Origin of the sequence: Kribbella sp. HUAS MG21, from assembly GCF_040254265.1 — a bacterium.
Classification (GTDB): Bacteria; Actinomycetota; Actinomycetes; order Propionibacteriales; family Kribbellaceae; genus Kribbella.
This window is the reverse complement of record NZ_CP158165.1, coordinates 3,475,816-3,493,081: the sequence shown is the minus strand read 5'-3', so window position 1 is coordinate 3,493,081 and position 17,266 is coordinate 3,475,816. Positions and strand designations below refer to the sequence as shown.

General features: G+C 69.0%; 13 protein-coding genes. 2 read left to right on the top strand and 11 right to left on the bottom strand.

Features of this window, described 5'->3' with window-relative positions:
* From ABN611_RS17075 to ABN611_RS17065, 3 genes are read right to left on the bottom strand one after another with little or no spacing between them, the layout of a single operon-like run.
* Window positions 1–888, bottom strand: a complete 888-nt coding sequence (locus ABN611_RS17075; RefSeq protein ID WP_350280868.1) for a sugar ABC transporter permease — start codon at window positions 886–888, stop codon at window positions 1–3.
* Window positions 885–2,261: an extracellular solute-binding protein gene (locus tag ABN611_RS17070; protein ID WP_350280867.1), complete on the bottom strand. Its 1,377-nt coding sequence runs from the start codon at window positions 2,259–2,261 to the stop codon at window positions 885–887. Before ABN611_RS17070 ends, ABN611_RS17075 begins: the two co-directional genes overlap by 4 nt.
* Window positions 2,210–4,075: a beta-L-arabinofuranosidase domain-containing protein gene (locus tag ABN611_RS17065; RefSeq protein WP_350280866.1), complete on the bottom strand. Its 1,866-nt coding sequence runs from the start codon at window positions 4,073–4,075 to the stop codon at window positions 2,210–2,212. Before ABN611_RS17065 ends, ABN611_RS17070 begins: the two co-directional genes overlap by 52 nt.
* A 159-nt stretch (window positions 4,076–4,234) precedes the next feature.
* Here ABN611_RS17065 and ABN611_RS17060 point away from each other — a divergent pair, with 159 nt between their 5' ends.
* Both ABN611_RS17060 and ABN611_RS17055 read left to right on the top strand, forming a co-directional pair.
* Entirely contained in the window at window positions 4,235–5,233 is a 999-nt protein-coding gene (locus ABN611_RS17060) for a LacI family DNA-binding transcriptional regulator (protein WP_350280865.1), read from the top strand.
* Between the two features lie 107 nt (window positions 5,234–5,340).
* On the top strand, window positions 5,341–6,528 hold the full coding sequence (locus ABN611_RS17055; protein WP_350280864.1) for a hypothetical protein: 1,188 nt from the start codon (window positions 5,341–5,343) through the stop codon (window positions 6,526–6,528).
* On the opposite strand, the gene ABN611_RS17050 is transcribed toward ABN611_RS17055, so the two are convergent.
* The 8 genes from ABN611_RS17050 to ABN611_RS17015 are packed head-to-tail and all read right to left on the bottom strand — an operon-like array spanning window position 6,491 to window position 17,247.
* Window positions 6,491–7,471: an acetylxylan esterase gene (locus ABN611_RS17050; protein ID WP_350280863.1), complete on the bottom strand. Its 981-nt coding sequence runs from the start codon at window positions 7,469–7,471 to the stop codon at window positions 6,491–6,493. The genes ABN611_RS17055 and ABN611_RS17050 overlap by 38 nt on opposite strands.
* 21 nt (window positions 7,472–7,492) lie before the next feature.
* Window positions 7,493–9,814, bottom strand: a complete 2,322-nt coding sequence (locus ABN611_RS17045) for a polysaccharide lyase 8 family protein (RefSeq protein WP_350280862.1) — start codon at window positions 9,812–9,814, stop codon at window positions 7,493–7,495.
* A 10-nt stretch (window positions 9,815–9,824) separates the two neighbouring features.
* The gene (locus ABN611_RS17040; protein ID WP_350280861.1) at window positions 9,825–10,964 is read right to left on the bottom strand and encodes a GDSL-type esterase/lipase family protein; all 1,140 of its coding nucleotides are present in this window, start codon (window positions 10,962–10,964) and stop codon (window positions 9,825–9,827) included.
* An 8-nt stretch (window positions 10,965–10,972) separates the two neighbouring features.
* Complete coding sequence (locus ABN611_RS17035) at window positions 10,973–12,025, bottom strand: right-handed parallel beta-helix repeat-containing protein (RefSeq protein WP_350280860.1); 1,053 nt, start codon at window positions 12,023–12,025, stop codon at window positions 10,973–10,975.
* A 33-nt stretch (window positions 12,026–12,058) separates the two neighbouring features.
* Complete coding sequence (locus tag ABN611_RS17030; RefSeq protein WP_350280859.1) at window positions 12,059–12,652, bottom strand: DUF624 domain-containing protein; 594 nt, start codon at window positions 12,650–12,652, stop codon at window positions 12,059–12,061.
* On the bottom strand, window positions 12,649–14,748 hold the full coding sequence (locus tag ABN611_RS17025) for a hypothetical protein (protein ID WP_350280858.1): 2,100 nt from the start codon (window positions 14,746–14,748) through the stop codon (window positions 12,649–12,651). The genes ABN611_RS17030 and ABN611_RS17025 overlap by 4 nt, the downstream gene beginning before the upstream one ends.
* Complete coding sequence (locus ABN611_RS17020) at window positions 14,741–16,495, bottom strand: heparinase II/III family protein (protein ID WP_350280857.1); 1,755 nt, start codon at window positions 16,493–16,495, stop codon at window positions 14,741–14,743. The genes ABN611_RS17025 and ABN611_RS17020 overlap by 8 nt, the downstream gene beginning before the upstream one ends.
* Window positions 16,483–17,247, bottom strand: coding sequence for an SDR family oxidoreductase (locus tag ABN611_RS17015; protein WP_350280856.1), 765 nt, complete (start codon window positions 17,245–17,247; stop codon window positions 16,483–16,485). Before ABN611_RS17015 ends, ABN611_RS17020 begins: the two co-directional genes overlap by 13 nt.
* Window positions 17,248–17,266 lie beyond the last annotated feature (19 nt).

The following is a 17,266-nucleotide window of genomic DNA, read 5'->3' as shown; positions in this document are numbered from 1 at the left end:
TCAGTCCTTTTCGCGGAGCAGGCGGAACTGGGCGGCCGTGACGAGCCCGACGACGATCACCAGCACGATCGACAGTGCCGTGGCGGCGCCGAGCTGGAGCTGGACGAACGCCCGGTTGTAGATGTACTGGACCACCGTGGTGGTGTCCGTCCCCGGACCGCCGCGGGTGAGGATGTAGAACTGCGAGAACGCCAGCAGCGAGCCGATCACCGAGATGATCACGGCCATCGCGATCGTCCGGCGCAGGATCGGGATCGTGATCTCGCGTTCCTGTTTCCACCAGCCGGCGCCGTCCAGCGCGGCCGACTCGTAGTACTCGCGCGGGATCGCCTGCATGCCGGCCATCAGCAGCATCATGGTCAGCCCGCTCACCGCCCACACGACCAGCACGCAGATCAGTCCGGTGGCCAGCGGGCCGTCCACCAGCCAGGCCGTCGTCCCGTCGGTGATCCCGAGCTCGCGGAGCACGATGTTGATGACGCCGCTGTCCGGCTGCGCCTCCAGGACCGTCACGAAGCTGAGCGTGGACAGTCCGACGACGAACGGCAGGAAGAACACGGTTCGCAGCAGCGTCGAACCGCGGCGTTTCCGCCGTACCAGAACGGCGAGTGCGTAGCCGAGCACCAGGATCGGCCCGGTGACTATGACCGTGTAGAGCAGCGTGTAGAGCACGGACTTGGCGAACGCCGCGTCCGAGGCGATCGCGCCGTAGTTCTTCAGCCCGTTGAACTTCACCGTCCCGATCAACGGCCAGTTGGTCAGCGAGATCACCAGCGCGAACGCCAGCGGCACCAGGACGAAGACGGCGACGAACAGCACTGCGGGCGCCACCAGCAGCAGCCCGGTCCGGGACGGGTGGGTGAGCGACCCGCGCGCCGCGGTACTCATGCCTGCCCCTGGCGGAGGATGCGGTCGAAGTTCTGCTGTGCTTCCTTCATGGCGGCCTCCAGTTCGCCGTCGAACACGGCGCGGCGGAACATCTGCAGCCACGGCCCGTCCGGCTGGTTGTAGAGGAGGTTGTAGGACAGCGTTGTCGGCGCGTACCCCTCCTGGATGCGTTCCAGCGGCAGCGTCGCCAACGGGTACTTCGCGGCGAACTCGGACGTCCGGGCGTCCGACCGGACGGGCGTGTAACCGCCCGCCGGCAGGTCGATCTGCTGCGGCAGGTCGAGCGCGAAGCGGACGAACTCCCAGGCGCCGGACGCGTTCCGGGCACCCCGTGGGATGCACATGTTGTCGCCGCCGTCGAAGAACGCGGCGCCGCCGTCCGGGCCGGACAGCAGCCGCGGTGTGACCTTCTTGTGGAAGGCAGCGTCGGACGCGGACACGACGACGCTGTAGTTCGACGGGAAGATGCCGACCTTCCCGGCCCGGAAATCGCTGCCCCACCGGGACGCGTCGTCGGAGAAGTTCGCCCGCGGCACCAGCCCGTCGACCCACAGCTGCCGGTGCAGCTCGAGCATCTGCCGGACCGCGTCGTTCCCGACGATGTCCCCGGACTGGTCGGGTACGACGCCCTTGATCAGATCGGTGTCCGCCGCCCAGATCATCGGCTGGACGACGAAGCCGAGCGCGCCCGGGCTGTTGGCCGGGAAACTCCACGCGTAGATGTCGTCGCCGAGTTTCCGCAGTTTCCGGGCCGCGTCCAGCAGGTTGCCGAACGACTTCACGGCCTCGTCCGGGTCCACGTCCGCCCGGTCGCACAGCTCGGTGTTGAACCAGAACATCGAGTTGTCGGCGAGGTACGGAACGCCGTACACCCGGTCGCCCTTCGTCGCCAGCCGCAGGTGACCGGGGCTGAGCCGGTCACGGAAATCGAGTGCGGAAAGCGGTTCGGTCAGGTCGGTGAAGGCGTCGCGGTAGATGAACAGCATCGAGTTGATGTCGTCGATGTCGACCAGGTCAGGCACACTCCGGCCGCGGATCGCGGTCGCCAGCTTGGTCACGTACTGCGCGTCGAGGACCGGCGTCAGCTCGACGGTGAGCCGGTCCTGCGACGCGTTGAACTTCTTCACCAGGTCGGTCAGACCGCTCTGCGTCGCCGCCCGGCACCACACCTGCACGGTGCCGGTGGCGTCCTGCCCGAAACCCGCCGCCTGGACGTCGGGTTCGGGCAGGACCGAGCTGCAACTCGAGACGAGACCGGCCCCGGCCAGGCCACCTGCCGCCGCGGCGGTGGCGCCGAGGAACTTCCGCCGGGTGAGCACGATCAGGCCCTGGGCAGCCAGACGCGCATGGCACCGATCTCCCGGTTCGCCCACGCGTAGTACGGGATCGCGACCACCTCGACCTCGGCGCCTGTCGAGTCGGCGGCGTCCACCGTGAACGGCCAGCCCTCCCGATGCCCGGTGCCGGCCTTGCCACGCGCCGCCAGCAGCGTCACGCCGTCCAGCAGTTCCGCGGCGCGCGCAACAGGAGCCTCGGGCAACAGATGCAGGTCGTCGACGTCCGCCTCGTTGTCCGCCTGCTCGACCGCGTAGACCAGCGGCCCGCGTTCCAGCGCGACGCAGCCACGGACGGCGTCGATGCGCGGATCCGCGGCGACGATCCGCGGGTCGAGCGGCAGCCGCAGGTCGATCTCCGCCGCCTCGACCCGCGCGTACCCGCCGGCCTCCACCTGCTCGCCGTTGACGGTCGCGCCGACCGCCCAGGCCGGGATCCGCAACTCGACCGCGACCGGCGCGTCGGCGGTGATCCGGACGGCACCTTCCCACGGGTAGTTCGTCTCGACACGCAGTTCGGAATCACCGGACCTGATCACGCCGGCGACGTACTGATGGACCTGCACGGCGTCCGGCGTCGTCGTCGCGACGTACCCGTCGAGGCTGGACAGGGTGCGCATGATGTTCGGCGGGCAGCAGGCGCAGTCGAACCAGCCGCGCCGCCCGTGCGCCGGACTCCGGCCGGTGTCCGGGTACGCCGCACCGCGCAGCTGCAGCGGGTTGACGTAGAAGTACTCCGTTCCGGAAAGTGAAACGCCGGCGAGGAAACCGTTGTACAGCATCCGCTCGATGGCGTCCGCGTAGAACGCCTCACCGGTCGCGAGCAGCATCCGCCACGCCCACTGGATGCCGCCGATCGCGGCACACGTCTCGGCGTACGCGCGGTCCGCCGGCAACTCGTACTCGTCACCGAACGCCTCACCCTCCCAGCGCGCGCCCAGTCCGCCGGTGACATACGTTTTCGTCGACCACATGTGGTCGAACTGCCGCTTCAGCGCATCGAGCAGCTCGTCGTCGCCGGTCTCCAGCGCCACGTCGGCGGCGCCGGCGGCCAGGTAGACCGCGCGGACCGAGTGGCCCTCGACGCTGGTCGCCTCGCGGACCGGAACGCGGTCGGAGAAGTACGCCGGCGAATGGCCGTGCCGCTCGATGATTCCGTGACCGCGCGCGTCCACGAACCACTTGGCCAGGTCGAGGTACGCCGCCGTACCGGTTTCTCGATACAACTCGACCAGGGCCATCTCGATGACCGGGTGGCCGTCGACGTCGACCGTCCTGTCGTCGCCGAAGGTCGCGACCAGGTGGTCGGCGAGCTTGATCGCGACGTCGAGCAGCGCCCGGTCGCCGGTGCAGCGGACCTGCGCGACGGCGGCCTGGATCAGATGGCCGGCGCAGTAGTGCTCGTGACTCCAGACGAGTTGCTGGTAGCGGCCCTCGTCGCCGTACCGGAGCTGGACGACCGAGTCGAGGTAGCCGTCCTCGCGCTGCGCCGCCGCGACCACCGCGGTCAGGTCGCGGATCCGTGCGAGCAGGCCGTCGTCGGGGTTGCGGCCGTACTCCCACGCGGCGGCCTCGAGCCACTTGTAGACGTCGGAGTCCGCGAAGACCGGGCCGATCGCCTCGCCCTCGCCGATCCCGGCGGCGAGCCGGAGGTTCTGGAGGTTGCCCGCGTTCTCCAGCTGGTCCTGGCCGCTGGGGATCGCGTCGGCGCCGTTGCGGGCCTGCCGCGGCGCCCAGAAGCCACCGGTGATGGTGACCTGGCCGAGTCCGAGAGGGTGCCGGCGGCCCTTGGTGGTCGCGGCCGGGCTGCGGGAAGTACTGACAGTGCTGACAGTTTCCGGGGAAGCGCTCATCTGGCGGTGACTCCTGTGTAGGAAAATCCGGAACACGTTTTCCTGCACGAAGGTAGGGATGATGCCGAGCCAGGTCAACCCCTACCTGTGGATAACTTCGGAGCCGGCCCGGGCGAACTGAGGTACCGTTCCCGGAAAGCTGAGGAAAGGAGTTGCCGCATGGCGTCACGGATCACCCGCTCGCCAGGAATCAAGGACGTGGCCGCACTGGCAGGCGTCTCGGCGAGCACGGCGTCGAAGGCGCTCAACCGTACCGGTCACCTCCGCGAGGAGACCCGGATGCGGGTCCAGCAGGCCGCGGAGACGCTCGGGTTCGTCCCCGACGGCCGCGGCCGCGCGCTCGCGTCCGGCCGCAGTTTTACGGTCGGGCTGATCACCACGGACAGCTCGGGCCGGTTCAGCATCCCGATCATGCTCGGGGCCGAGGACGCGCTCAGCGCCGGCGAGATGGCGCTCGTGCTCTGCGACACCCGCGACGACCCGCTCCGCGAGCACCACTACCTGAAGTCGCTGGTGGCCCGCCGGGTGGACGGCATCATCGTGACCGGCCGCCGCACGGAGCCGCGCGAGCCGATCGACGCGCCGATCCCCGTCGTCTACGCGTTCAGCCCGTCCAAGGACCCGCGCGACACCTCGGTGCTCGTCGACGACTCCGGCGGCGCCGCGTCGGCCGTCCAGCACCTCATGGCGCTGGGCCGCGAGCGGATCGCGCACGTCACCGGCCCGCAGTCCCACCTCAGCGCCCGGATCCGCGCGGCAGCGACGAGCCGGGAGGCGGCGGCCGCGTTCCTCGGCGAGCCCTTGTACGGCGAGTGGAGCGAGCGCTGGGGCCGGCACGCCGTCGACGTACTGCTCCGGACCCAGCCGGACGTCGATGCGATCACCTGCGGCAGCGACCAGATCGCGCGCGGCGTCTGCGACCGGCTGCGCGAGCTCGGCCGCTCCGTCCCCGACGACATCGCGGTCACCGGCTACGACAACTGGTCGGTGATGGCGATGGCCAGCCGTCCGCCGCTGACGACCGTCGACATGGAGCTCGAGGAGCTCGGCCGGCGGACCGCCAATCTCCTCATCGACGCGATCGCCGGCTCCCCGCACCCCGGCCCCACGCACCTGCCCACCCGGCTGATCCCCAGGGAGTCGACCCTCGGGACCTGACAGCTCCGGCGCCGCCGAGTCCCTGCTGCGGCGCTGCCGCGTCCAGTCCCCGGATGGTCACCCGGCGGACCGCCATTGGTTGCCGAAGACGGTCTAGATTGGCTCGGGTGCTGCGCAAGCTCCTGATCGGCGTGGCGGTGATTGCCACGGTCGTGGCAGGGGTGGGCACCGCACGTCTGGTCCTCCCCTGGACCGATCCCACCCGCGGCGTGGTCAAGCAGCTGACGTTCCTGCGCGCGGAAATCGAGCACGGCGCGGATCAGGCTGCGCAGAACCAGTTTCCGGAAGGGTATTTCTTCCTGAACGTGCTGTACGGGCTGACCTGGGTCCAGGTCGGCATCGACAACCCCGCCCGAGCCGCCGACGCGACGGCACAGGTGCGCTGGTCGCTCGAGCGCATCGCGTCGCCCGACGGCACGGCGCCATTCGACGAGTCCTTGCAGCCGGAGTACGGCGTTTTCTACGCGGGCTGGACGAACTGGTTGCGCGGCGGGCTGATCGCACTCGGCCAGTCCGATGCCGCCGAACGCAACACCTTCACCAGCGAGTCGGTCGAGATCGCCACCGCTTTCCGGACCGCGCGGACACCGTTTCTCCAGGCGTACCCGGGTCAGGCGTGGCCGGTCGACTCGGTCGTCGCGATCGCCTCGCTGCGGCTGTACGACGCGTTGGTCGCGCCACGGTTCGGGCAGGTCGCGCGGGACTGGACCGCATCGGCGAAGACCCAGCTGGATCCGGCGACCGGACTCCTTCCGCATCAGGTCGTGCCGCAGGTCTCCGGGGCGCGGGGTTCGTCGCAGGCGATGATCCAGCGTTTTCTCGTCGACATCGACCCGGCGTTCGCGCGAGCGCAGTACGAGGTCTTCAAGGACAAGTTCGTCACCGGGCTCGGCGTTCGCGAGTACCCGAAGGGCAGCAGCGGAGCGGGCGACGTCGACTCCGGACCGCTCGTACTCGGGAGGAGCTTGTCCGCGACGGTGGTCGCGCTCGGCGCCGCCCGGGTGCACAACGATCCGTTCGCGGACCGACTGGCCCGTGAAGGCGAACTGGTCGGCCTGCCGCTGGGTGGCCTCGAAACCAAGCGGTACCTGTTCGGCGCGGTGCCGATCGGGGACGCGTTCCTCGCCTGGTCGACGTCCGCCCGGCCACTCGTCGCTGCGGCCCAACCGGAACTCGGCGGCGGCTCCGGCTGGTGGCGGCTCCCGTGGCTGGCAGCACTCTGGCTACCAGCGCTGTTGCTGTGGGCCGCACTCCGTCTCAAACACCGCGGCCGAAGGCGGAAGCGAGCGCGCTGAGCTTTCGCGGTACGTCGTACTCCGCCCCGCCCTCGTGACCGTTGTAGGTGAACACCTCGATCTCCGAGGCGCCGGCATAGCGGTGGTACGCCGCGAACACCGTCGACGGCGGGCAGATGTTGTCCATCAGGGCGACCGAGAACCACGCGCGGCAGGTGGCGCGGGCGGCGAAGTTCACCGCGTCGAAGTACGACAGTGTTCCGATCGCGGTTTCCGTCCCGGACCGGTGTCCCTTGAGCCAGCGGGCGATCTCGGCGTACGGACCGTTGTCGGTGATCTGCGACGCCCGCCGGTAGTGGCACAGGAACGGTACGTCGGCGATCGCTGCGGACAGGTCGTCGCGTAGCCCCGCGACCGCGAGCGCAAGTCCGCCGCCCTGGCTGCCGCCCAGTACGGCGACGCGATCGCTGTCGATGTCGGGACTGCTCTTCGCGGCGTCGACCGCGCGCACGGCGTCGGTGATCAGGCGGCGGTAGTAGTGCTTCGCCGGATCCTCGATTCCGCGGGTCAGGAAACCGGGTGCCGCCGATCCGTGTCCTTCCGGCGCGATGTCCGGAGTTTCCGCCACGGTTTTTCCGCCCCCACCTTGACCGCGGTTGTCCATGACCAGGTGCGCATACCCGACGGCGCTCCAGGTCAGCCACTCGTACGGGATCCCCCGCCCGCCGTTGTAGCCGATGTACTGGACGACCGCGGGCAGCGGGCCGGTGCGGTGACGTGGCAGGAGCAGCCACGCCTTCACCGGTTGACCGCCCCAGCCGCTGAACGTCACGTCCTGGACCTCGACGGTCGCGAGACGTGCGTCGTACGGTACGAACCGGGCGTCGATCGGGTGGCCGGCCGCGTCGTCGAGCGTCTGCTTCCAGAACGCGTCGAAGTCCGCGGGCTCCTCCGGCTCCGGCCGGTACTCACGCAACCGGTCCAAGGGCATGTCGACCAGCATTCGGGTTCCTCTCGGTGAGACTCAGCGGAAGGTGACGGTTGCGGTGCCGCCGTGACGGTCGGTGGTGTCGATGACGATGCGCCAACCGCGGCCGTGTCGGGTCACCGTCACACCGTCGCCAACGTTCTCCGGGAGCAGCTCGGGTTTGTCGACGTCGAGGGTGACCGAGCTGCGGGTCTGCGTCGGGTCGGAGATCGCGATCGTTCCGCCGGCGACCACGACCGAGGCCGGGCCGTCGGCGGTGAGCTCGGCGACGGTTCCGGCCGTCCAGAAGTTGGCGGCCAGGACGCGGTGGAGCCGGACCGCGTGTGCCGTGTTGTCCGCACGCAGTTTCTGCACCGGGAGCTTCCCCGCGAACGTTTTCGTCTGCGCCAGCGTCGCTGTCGGCAGTTGCACGTAGTAGTAGCCCTGCCCGACCGGCGCCGTCCCGTGCGCGAACCACACGGTTTGGTACGGGCGAGTCACCGGGGTGTCCGTGCCGTACTTCAGGTTGATCTCGCGCCAGGTGGCGGTCCGGTTCTCGCGCAACGTCCGGATCGGCGGGCGGTCGGGGAAAACGTAGCCGCCGGTGCCTTCGAGATGACACCAGCCCGGCGCGGCGGTGAAGGTTTCGTCGCCGGTGCGCAGCTTGCGGTTCTCGACGATCGTCTCGACCTCACCGTCGCCGGTGATGTCCGAGCCGACGCAGGCCATCACGTCGTCGATCAGGAACCAGCTCTTCAACGCGCGCAGGTTCGTCCCGTATCCGCGCAGATCCATGCCGTACGCACCGATCGTCCGGCCCGGAACCGACGTACCGCCGACCCAGTCGGCCTCACTGGTCTTGCGAAAACCGTAGGAGTCGGCCAGTCGCCGCGTATCGATCGTTGTCCCCGGCAACCGGTAGGGATCGACCGTGGGCCAGTAGTCACCCGAGTAGTGACCGAGGTCGTCGTCGTACACCAGCACCATCCCGTCGGACAGGTGCCAGCCGTGCAGGTTCTCGTTCTGGATCGACTCGTAGTTGTAGATCCGGGACGAGTACGCGCTGAGGCCGATCGTGAACGCCGGGCGGTGGTGCGCGACCTTGTCCATCCGCGGGTACTGCTTGTGCAGGACCAGCGGACCGCGGGCGGTCGTGGACGACGCGAGCACGTTCCGGGCCGCGACCAGCGACGCCGGATCGGTCACCTTCAGGAAATCGCGGAAAGTGTCCTCGATGATCCACTGCTTGACGAGAGCGGTGAGCTGGACGGCGCGTTCCGCCGGCGCGGCCGGGATCATCCGCAGCGTGCCCTCGATGATCGTCTGCGTCGGTGCGTGGTTCTGCTTGCTGGGTCGTGCGATCTCGCGACCGCAGACCGACCCCATCAGGTCACCGCGGACCATCAGCGGGTCGAACGCGTCGTTGATCCAGCCGTAGATGTTCTCCAGGTCCGGATCCGTGACGGTCCACTCGGTGCCGCCGAGCAGGTACAACAGGGAGGACAGCGTTCCGAGCAGTTCCTTGCCGTAGCCGCCGTTGTACGGATGCTTGTAGTGCTGCAGGAACGAACCGTCGCTGTAGAAGCCCTCGCCCGTCCCGTCGAGGCGGCCGGGAGCGTCGTTGAAGGCGAGCACGCTGTTCGCGCCGTTGCCGTCGACGTCGCTGATCGCGTCGCGCACGCGCACCAGCGCGGCCGTGTCGCCGTCGAGGACCGCGCGGGTCGCTACCACGGTGGCGATCCAGACCCGGTTCGCGCCGGTCGCGATCTGCCGGTCGGCACGCCACAGGTTGGGGTCCGGCGTGTAGTGGTTGATGGCCGCCGTGTACGTCGTCCGCGTTTCCGCCGGAATCACGTCGTACAGCAGGACCAGCGTGTCGGCGAACGCGGAGGCGCCGCCGATCTCCCAGTCGTAGTCGTTGTCGTACCGCGGCAGCGTGGGGCTGTAGCGGTTGGCGTGCATCCACTCGAGGGCGCCGCGGATGTCCTCGGCGACGGACTCGTTGCCGTGGTACGCCGAACCGTTGGTGGCCCACGCGACGGCGATCTGCTTGATCCGGCGGAAGTTCGAGGCGACGTGGTTGGAGAGCGTCGTACTCGCGAGATCCGGCCAGAGCGCCGTTCGTCCCGTAGAGCGGTCGAGGGTGGCGAGGGCGGACTGGGCGAGGCGGTCCACGCGCGCGATCGCGACTGCCAGGTCGGGATCGGACGGGTCGACGGTCGGCCCGCCAGTGAGCAAGGTCTGCCAGCGACGGCGGAGCTCGTCGATGGCAGTTGCGGTCCTGGTGGCGGCCCAACTGGAAGCCGGAAGTGACAGTGCCGTGGCGGTGCCGATCATGCCGCCGAGGACTGTTCGCCGGCGGATGCTGAGGTCTGGCATAGGGGTCCTCTCAAAGGGCCAGGGCGATCGCCTGCGCGCCTGCCTGGTTGGGGTGCAGACCGTCTCCGCTGTCGAAGGCGGCACGGAGCCGGGCCGGGTCGGCCGGGTCACGCAGGGCGGCGTCGACGTCGAGGAGCTGATCGAAGAGGCGTCCGCGCCGCAGGACGGCGTTGACGTCGTCGCGGACCTGGTCGAGTTCGCCGGTGTAGCGGATCCAGCCCTTGAACGGGCCGATCGTCGCGCCGATCATCTCGAGGTCGTGGTCGTGTGCACGTCGTACCAGCTGCTCGTATCCCTGGAGCAGTCGTCCTGGGTGCGTCTGGCTCGGCGGCTGCTGGATGTCGTTGATACCGAGGAACACCACGAGGGTCTGCAGGTTCGGCAGGCTCAGGACGTCGCGGTCGAAGCGGGACTGTCCGCTCGGACCGAAACGGGCGTCGTTGAGCAGAACCCGGTTCCCGCTGATGCCGAGATTCGCGATCGCGGGGCGCCGTCGGAACCGCGCGGCGTACTGGTCGGGCCAGCGGAGGTTCGCGTTGTCGGGGGTTCCGACGCCCTCGGTGATCGAGTCGCCGAGGACCGCGATGACCGATCGTCCGGCGGCCTCGACGTCGATGCCATTGAGCAGGAACACCGAGTTGGTCGGGCGGTTGCCGACGTAACCGGTCGAATGCACGTTCCGGTGGAAACTGATCGGTCCGGTCGGGCCGGGCAGGTACATGCTGACGGTCAGATCGCCACCGTCCGGTACGGCGACGTATACGGGATCACTCACCACCGTCGCGCCGGCCGCGAGCACCACGTCCTTCTCGCCGCCGAACAGAACCGGCTCGGCGTTCGCGGTGACCGGCCCGATGACGACAGAGGTGGCGCCGAACGGGTTGGCGAAGCGCAGGCGTACGACGGCGCCACCGGCGCTGAGCCGGAACGTGTTCCGGATCGTGGTGTCGGTGAATCCGGTGGTCGCGTCGATGTCCACGGGAGTAGGAGCGGTCTGCGCCGTCGCCCAACTGGCAGCCCACCGGCTCCCGACCCCTGACCGGCCCATGGACGACCCGGTACCGGTCGCACCTGCCGGTGGTGCGCTCGCGGCGCCGAGCGCTCCCCCGGCGACGCCGATGGCGCCGCCGAGGATTGTGCGGCGGGACACTCCGCGCATCAGCACGTCGCCGTCGGGTTGTAGTCGGCGCCGTACGTGCCGACCGAGTTGCCTTCGGTGTTTCCGGACATCGTGTTTCCGCAGACCTGACCCTGGGGCGTGCGCATGAACTTGATACCGCCGGCGGCGTTGTTCGTGATCGTGTTTCCGTAGATGTTGTTGTCGATTCCGTCGATTTCCGTGTCGCCGCCGAGCCGGACGCCCGCGCCGGTGTTGTCATGCACCGTGTTGTAGCGGAACGTGTTTCCGCTACCGCGCGCGTCGAGGCCGCCGGAGCTCGGATCCTTCTGCTGGCTGCAGTCGTTGTACTCGACCACGTTCGCGGTCGAGTTCTCCTTCACGTCGACGCACTCGTTGCCGTAGGTCGCGATCGTATTGTGATGAATGTGGTTGTTGCGGCTGCGGTCCGCCTGGGCATCGGGCGCGCCGTTCTCGCCCTGCTGCTCCGGTGCGGTCCCGACGTAGATCCCCTCGCCGTTCTTCCCGCCGCCGGCGAACTTGAAGTCGTACACACCGCACGGACCGACGGTGTTGTCGTGTACGTCGGCGTTGGTGATCAGATACCGCAACCGGACGCATTCGCCGCCGGCGTTCTTCAGCCGCATGTTCCGGATCGTCAACGTGCCCACGCCGTCACCAGGCGACGTGCTCATCGCGTAGATCAGCTTGCCCCGATAGCCGTCCCTGCTGGACGACGACCCGAACAACCCGTCGATCGTGAACCCGGCCAGCGTCACCCCGTCGTGCTGGACCTGGAAGATCCGCGAGTTCCCCGCCCCTTTGACCACGGCGGTCGACGGGCCGGTGACCGTGACACCGGAGCGTACGGTCACGGCGTCCTGGAGATAGGTGCCGGAGGCAAGATGTACGGTGGCTCCGCGCGGAGCTGTGTCGAGTGCCTTCTGGATGGTGGCGAACGGCGTACTCGACGACGTACCGGAGTTCGCGTCGCTGCCGGTCGTGGAGACGTAGTAGTCGGTCGCGGCGTGGGCCGGGACGGCGGGCAGCGCGAGGGCGGCGCCGAGAAGCAGGATCGGAACAGCTCTGGACATGGTGGTCCTCCTGATAGGGCGGTCGGGAACGGACTATGCGCGGTCGGCGACGAGCAGGCCGACCAGAACCGGAACTGTCGTGCCGAGAAGGAGTGGGCCTGCCGGGACGACGAGCGAGAAAACGGGTGCGGACACAGCGGCACCCAGCAATGCGGTGCCGCGCGGAACGGATGTGAACGCCAAGCGGAACGCAGTCCGACGCCATTCCGTGGCGGACCCGGAGGGGGTCCGGCCGGCGGTGACGGCGAGTGCCAGGTGGTAGGTGATCGCGGCGGCGATCAGGCCCACGTGGATCATGAACAACGCCAGCACGAGCGGTCCGGATCGGCCAGACAGGAAAGACAAGTTGCTGGTGGCAATCAGTACGGCGACGGTCATCAGGATCGAGTGCGGCAGCAATCGGCGCCAGTAGCGGCGCCAACCGACGAATACGCCGGTGAAGCAACGCGTGTCACCGTCGGTCCGCCACCGGTTGAGCGCGAATCCGACGGCGGCCAGGGCGGGCAGCCAGGTGACGATCCCCAGGCACAGGATCGAGAAGGCGGCTCCCGCCAGCGCAGGGCTGGCGATCCACCCCAGCCAGTCGAGCGCCCGCCGGCTGAGCCTTGACCCCCGCGGCGCGCTCATACCGTGCTCCGCCCGTCCGGCGTCTCGATCACACAGCGAACCGCCCCACCATCAGAACCACCCGACGCCGCATCCGCACTCCACGCGCCGCCGTCCGCACCGTCGACAGTGAGTAGAACGGTTTCGTCGGCGAAGGTGATGGCGTGGCCGTTGGGGACGGAGAGGTAGCGGGCGGTGGGAGGAGTGGGGTGCAGGGCCGAGGTTGGTTCGATCGTGGTGAGGAGGGTGGCGACGGTCGAGCGTTCGGCGGTGGCGCGGAGGGTGTGCATGGTGCGGGTCAGGCGGAGGCTCGGGGTGCTCGACGTCGGGTTCGCCTCGACCTCGGTCACGGATACGTCGACGGTCACCGGCGTATGGAAGCGGACCCACGCCTGAGCCGACCCGGAGCGCAGCACGATCTCGTCACCATCCACCGCGCGTGTGCCTGCCCCAGCACCAACTGCCGCTCCAGTACCTGCACCAACTCCCGCTCCTTCGCCTGTGTCTGCTCCTGTGCCTGCTCCGGTGCCTGTTCCGGCTCCGGCTGGGTTCCGTCCGGATCGGGCATTTGCGATGCCTTGGCCGTATTCGATCGGCCAGTCGGCGTGGAGTAGGAAGGTCCAGTCTCGTGGTTCTTCCGCGGCGCACCGGTCGAGCAGCACGATTCGGCCTGCGGGTGTGAAGACCAGGGTGCGGTCGAGGCGCGTGATGCCTAGCTCGGGTGGGTACATGGCGGCGATCCGGGCCGTCGCGTGCGCCATGCCGTCGGCCGCGAGGACGTCGACCATTTCGGCCTGCCGCTCGTACGGGATCCCTTTGTACACGTGGTACCGGTCCTCGTCGGCGTACCCGAACCCGTCCACCAGGATCAGGTTGTGGTCGCCGGCCCGCTTGCGGTTGCTGTACCCCTCGTCGACCGCCAGGAAAGCGCCGCGCGACGTGAGCACGAACGACCCGGAATCGGGGTGATGATGCCCGGCACTCAACGTGTCCCACCCGCGCTCGCGGTCGAGCCGGTGCGACGTCTCCCAGGCCTGGTGCCCACCGCCCGGCGCCGCCTTGAACGACACCATCGTCGCCTTGTCGTCCCAGCCGGTGCGTGCCGTGACGAGGCCGAGGTCCGGAAAGTACGCCGACAGCGGCGCGCTCTTCTCCGGGTCGACCGGCAGCACGGAATCGTCGTACCAGAGCATTTCCAGGTACGCCTCGGGCATCACGCCCGGCTTCACGCCGCTCGCGTACGCCTCCCGCCAGAAGAAGCGTTCGGACACAAGGTCCGCCAGCCACTGCGCCTCGCCGATCCGGTACGCCGACGCGAGTTTCCGGTACAGCGCGACGCTGTGTCCGCTGCGCCGGTCGTGGCAGTCGCCGTGGTCGATGTTTTCCTCGAACCCTGGCGCGCACTGCTGCAACCGGTAGGAAAACGTGTTCGCGAGGAACGGAAAACGCTGCCACCAGTCGAGCATTTCCTGGTCCTGCAGAAGATCCAGGTACGTCGCCAACCACGGCACGCCGTACCGCCAGTAGACGACGCCCTCCATGGAGGACCCGTCCGCCGGCAGCAGCTCGAGCACGGTCGCGAAGTTCGCCTTCGCCCGCTCGGTCCACTCGGCACGACCCAGCGCATAGCCGGCCGTCGCGAGGCCCGTGTAGCAGATCCAGTTGTGGTTCTGCCAGTACGACGAACTCCACCACGACCCCTCGGACTCGACTGCGAACTCGTACAGTCGCGCCCCCTGCAACTCGAGCTTCGCGCGCAACCCGGCGGCGAGCTCGAAGTCGTCGCCGAGCCACGTCGACGCGAGCGACAGGCCGTGCAGCAGCCAGCCCGCGTCGAGATCGTGGTCCGGCATGTGCGCCTTGCCCCAGTGCGGGAAACCGATGGCCGCCGAAATCCAGCGGGCTGCCTCGGCGCGGTAGCCGTCGTTGCCGGTCAGCCGGTAGGCGAGCGCGAGGTTGGCGGCGGCCGGTCCGAAGTAGGTGATGCTGGCGGACGGATGCTCGGTCGGCGGGGTCTGGGTGCGGTACCAGTCGCACTGTTCGCGCAGCCGTCGCCACTGAGCGGCGTACCGGGTTTCCAGACCGTCACGGAGTACGTCGATGCGCTGGTCAAACATCGGTGATCACCTCGGCGAGAGCTGTGTCGAGCGGGGTGGTCGAGTAGACGGAGCAGAAGGTCGCCTCGGTGCCGACGACGGTCCAGTCGAGCCAGGTGCGAGTGCGCTGCGGGTCGTCGGCGGGACCGGGGCCGGGGCGGGTCAGCGGGATCCCGTTGCCGCGGTGGTAGCCGTAGAGCTTCTCGTCGCCGGTCCAGGTGGTACGGATCGCGTTCGGCGCGACTTCGACGGTCAGGTCCACGTCGGGGCGGAACTGGAGGACGATCTCACGTTTGCGGTCGGCGCTCACACGGACGACGTCCAGCAGGTAGTTGTCGGCGGCAATCAGCTTGCGAGTTGCGCGGACGCCGTCGTACCAGCCGTCGATCGTGGCTGTCACGGAGTTGTCGTCGTGGATCAGTTGGCCGGTCGCCTCGGCGGGTTCGAGGCCGTCGATGCGGATGGTCGGGTGGGCGGCGACGGATTTGTAGTGGTCGCGCCACTGGGCATGGCCGTACGGGACCTGGCCCGGATCGGGCTGCCAGGGCGTGCTCACGCCGTACAGATAGAGCGCGAGTTTGTCGTGATGACCGTGGGAACCACCGTGCGGCCCATGGTCGAGAACCGCGTGGATCCCGGCGGTCCGGACGACGGCGAACGCGGCGGTGGTGACGATCCGCGGCCGCGCCGAGCTCGTCCGAACCGGCTGCGCGACGGAAGCCGCCGCGACCGAAGAAGCAGCATGCGGGTGGTTGTCAGCTCGGGCTGGGGCGATGAACCAGTTGGTCAGTGTGTCTTCGAGGCCGTCGTAGGTGGGACCGGCTTCGATGCGGGCCTGAGTGGCGATGGCCTGGAGGGAGTGATTGGAGGTGAACTGCTGCGCGAGGGCAGCGAGCTCGAGCCATTCGAGAGCCAGCGGCCGGCGGCGGTAGGGGCCGTCGTGCAGGGCTGGGAGGATGCCGCCGTCGGTGGCGATCTCGGACAGCGCACGGATCATCGACTCGAGACGGTCCGGCGCCTGGGACGGGTCGAAGCCGCGGAGACTCAGGAGGTACGCGCGGAGGACGAAACCGTGGTAGTACGTGCTCGACTCCCACTCCCAACCGTCCTCGCCGGTCGCCGCGTGTAGGTGGGCGAACTGACCGTGTTCCCCGGTCAGCCACTCCGCGGCACCGTCCCAGGCCTCACCGCGTACGGCGGCGGCCGCTTGGCTCGCCGTCGTACCGAGGGCGTTGAACCACGCGGTGTAGTTCGAGGAGAAGTTGTCCTGGGCAACCATCGCGTCCCGGGCCAGCCGGGCGCCCGCGACCATGTCGTCGAGCATCGGCAACGTCTCCCCGAGCCCGCCCCGGTCGGGGTGCTCGGTCAGGGTGAGGACCGCGTGGCCGATCGGGACGCCCCAGACGGCGTCGGTGAGGGCCTGGTGGAAGAGGCGGCCACGTTGCATCCAGCCCTGGGCCTGCTCGTGTTCGCCTGCCTTCGTCAGTTCGGAGTACAGCCGTGCGTACGACGTGAGGAGGTCGGCACCCTGTCCCTGGTACGCGAGCAGGCGGATGCGGCGGGCCCAGAAGTGATGCGCGAGGACGGTCCAGGCGCCGCGGACCGCCGGTGTGTCGACGTGGCAACCGTGGGGACACGGTACGCCGCCGGCCGGAAAGTTTCCGGAATCGAACCCGATGTGGGCGAGTTCGACACCGTGTGCCGGACAGACGTACTCGTGCCACCAGCCGCCGCGTTCCGTGGGCGGACTTCCGTTCAGCGGGGCCACGTGCCACCGTCGATGTCGATCGTGGTGCCAGTCAGGTAGCCGGATTCCGGCAGGGCCAGGAACCGGACCGCGTTGGCGACGTCCTCGACCTGGCCGGCGCGGCCGATCGGCGTTCCGGCCACCATCGCGGCCTGTGCCTGGTCGGTGGAAAACGTTTTATGAAACGCGGTGTCCGCGATGTATCCGGGTGCGACCGAGTTGACCGTGATGCCGCGCGGCCCGAGCTCCTTCGCGAGACCCTTGGTGAAGCCGCGGATCCCGGCCTTCGCCGCCGCGTAGACGACCGACCCGGGACCGCCGCCGTTGTGCGCGGCGAGCGACGCCATCGTGATGATTCGGGCGTTCGCCGACTGCGCGAGGTGCGGGATCGCGGCCCGCGCGGTCCGGAACGTCGCCCCGAGGTTCACGTCGACCACCTGCTGGAAGTGCTCGTCGGTCATCTCCTCGACCGTGACCCGGCCGATCAGGTGGCCGGCGTTGCAGACCAGTACGTCGAGTCCGCCGAGGAACCCGGCCGTCTCGTCGAGCAGCCGGCCGACGTCCGCCGTACTGGTGACGTCGGCGCCGACCGCGATCGCTTTGCGACCGAGCTCCTTGATATCGGCGACGGTCCGCGCGGCCGCGTCGGCGGACTTCCCGTAGTGCACCACCACGTCCGCTCCGGCCGCCGCCAGACCGAGCGCGATCCCGCGGCCGATGCCGTGCCCGGCACCGGTCACCAGCGCGCGCGACCCCTGCAGTTCCCCGGTCATAGAAACAGTCCTTCCGTCG

Coding starts and splice junctions, on each gene's coding strand:
- ABN611_RS17075 (WP_350280868.1), bottom strand. CDS start 888: ATGAGTACCGCGGCGCGCGGGTCGCTCACCCACCCGTCCCGGACCGGG.
- ABN611_RS17065 (WP_350280866.1), bottom strand. CDS start 4,075: ATGAGCGCTTCCCCGGAAACTGTCAGCACTGTCAGTACTTCCCGCAGC.
- ABN611_RS17060 (WP_350280865.1), top strand. CDS start 4,235: ATGGCGTCACGGATCACCCGCTCGCCAGGAATCAAGGACGTGGCCGCA.
- ABN611_RS17050 (WP_350280863.1), bottom strand. CDS start 7,471: ATGCTGGTCGACATGCCCTTGGACCGGTTGCGTGAGTACCGGCCGGAG.
- ABN611_RS17045 (WP_350280862.1), bottom strand. CDS start 9,814: ATGCCAGACCTCAGCATCCGCCGGCGAACAGTCCTCGGCGGCATGATC.
- ABN611_RS17035 (WP_350280860.1), bottom strand. CDS start 12,025: ATGTCCAGAGCTGTTCCGATCCTGCTTCTCGGCGCCGCCCTCGCGCTG.
- ABN611_RS17030 (WP_350280859.1), bottom strand. CDS start 12,652: ATGAGCGCGCCGCGGGGGTCAAGGCTCAGCCGGCGGGCGCTCGACTGG.
- ABN611_RS17025 (WP_350280858.1), bottom strand. CDS start 14,748: ATGTTTGACCAGCGCATCGACGTACTCCGTGACGGTCTGGAAACCCGG.
- ABN611_RS17015 (WP_350280856.1), bottom strand. CDS start 17,247: ATGACCGGGGAACTGCAGGGGTCGCGCGCGCTGGTGACCGGTGCCGGG.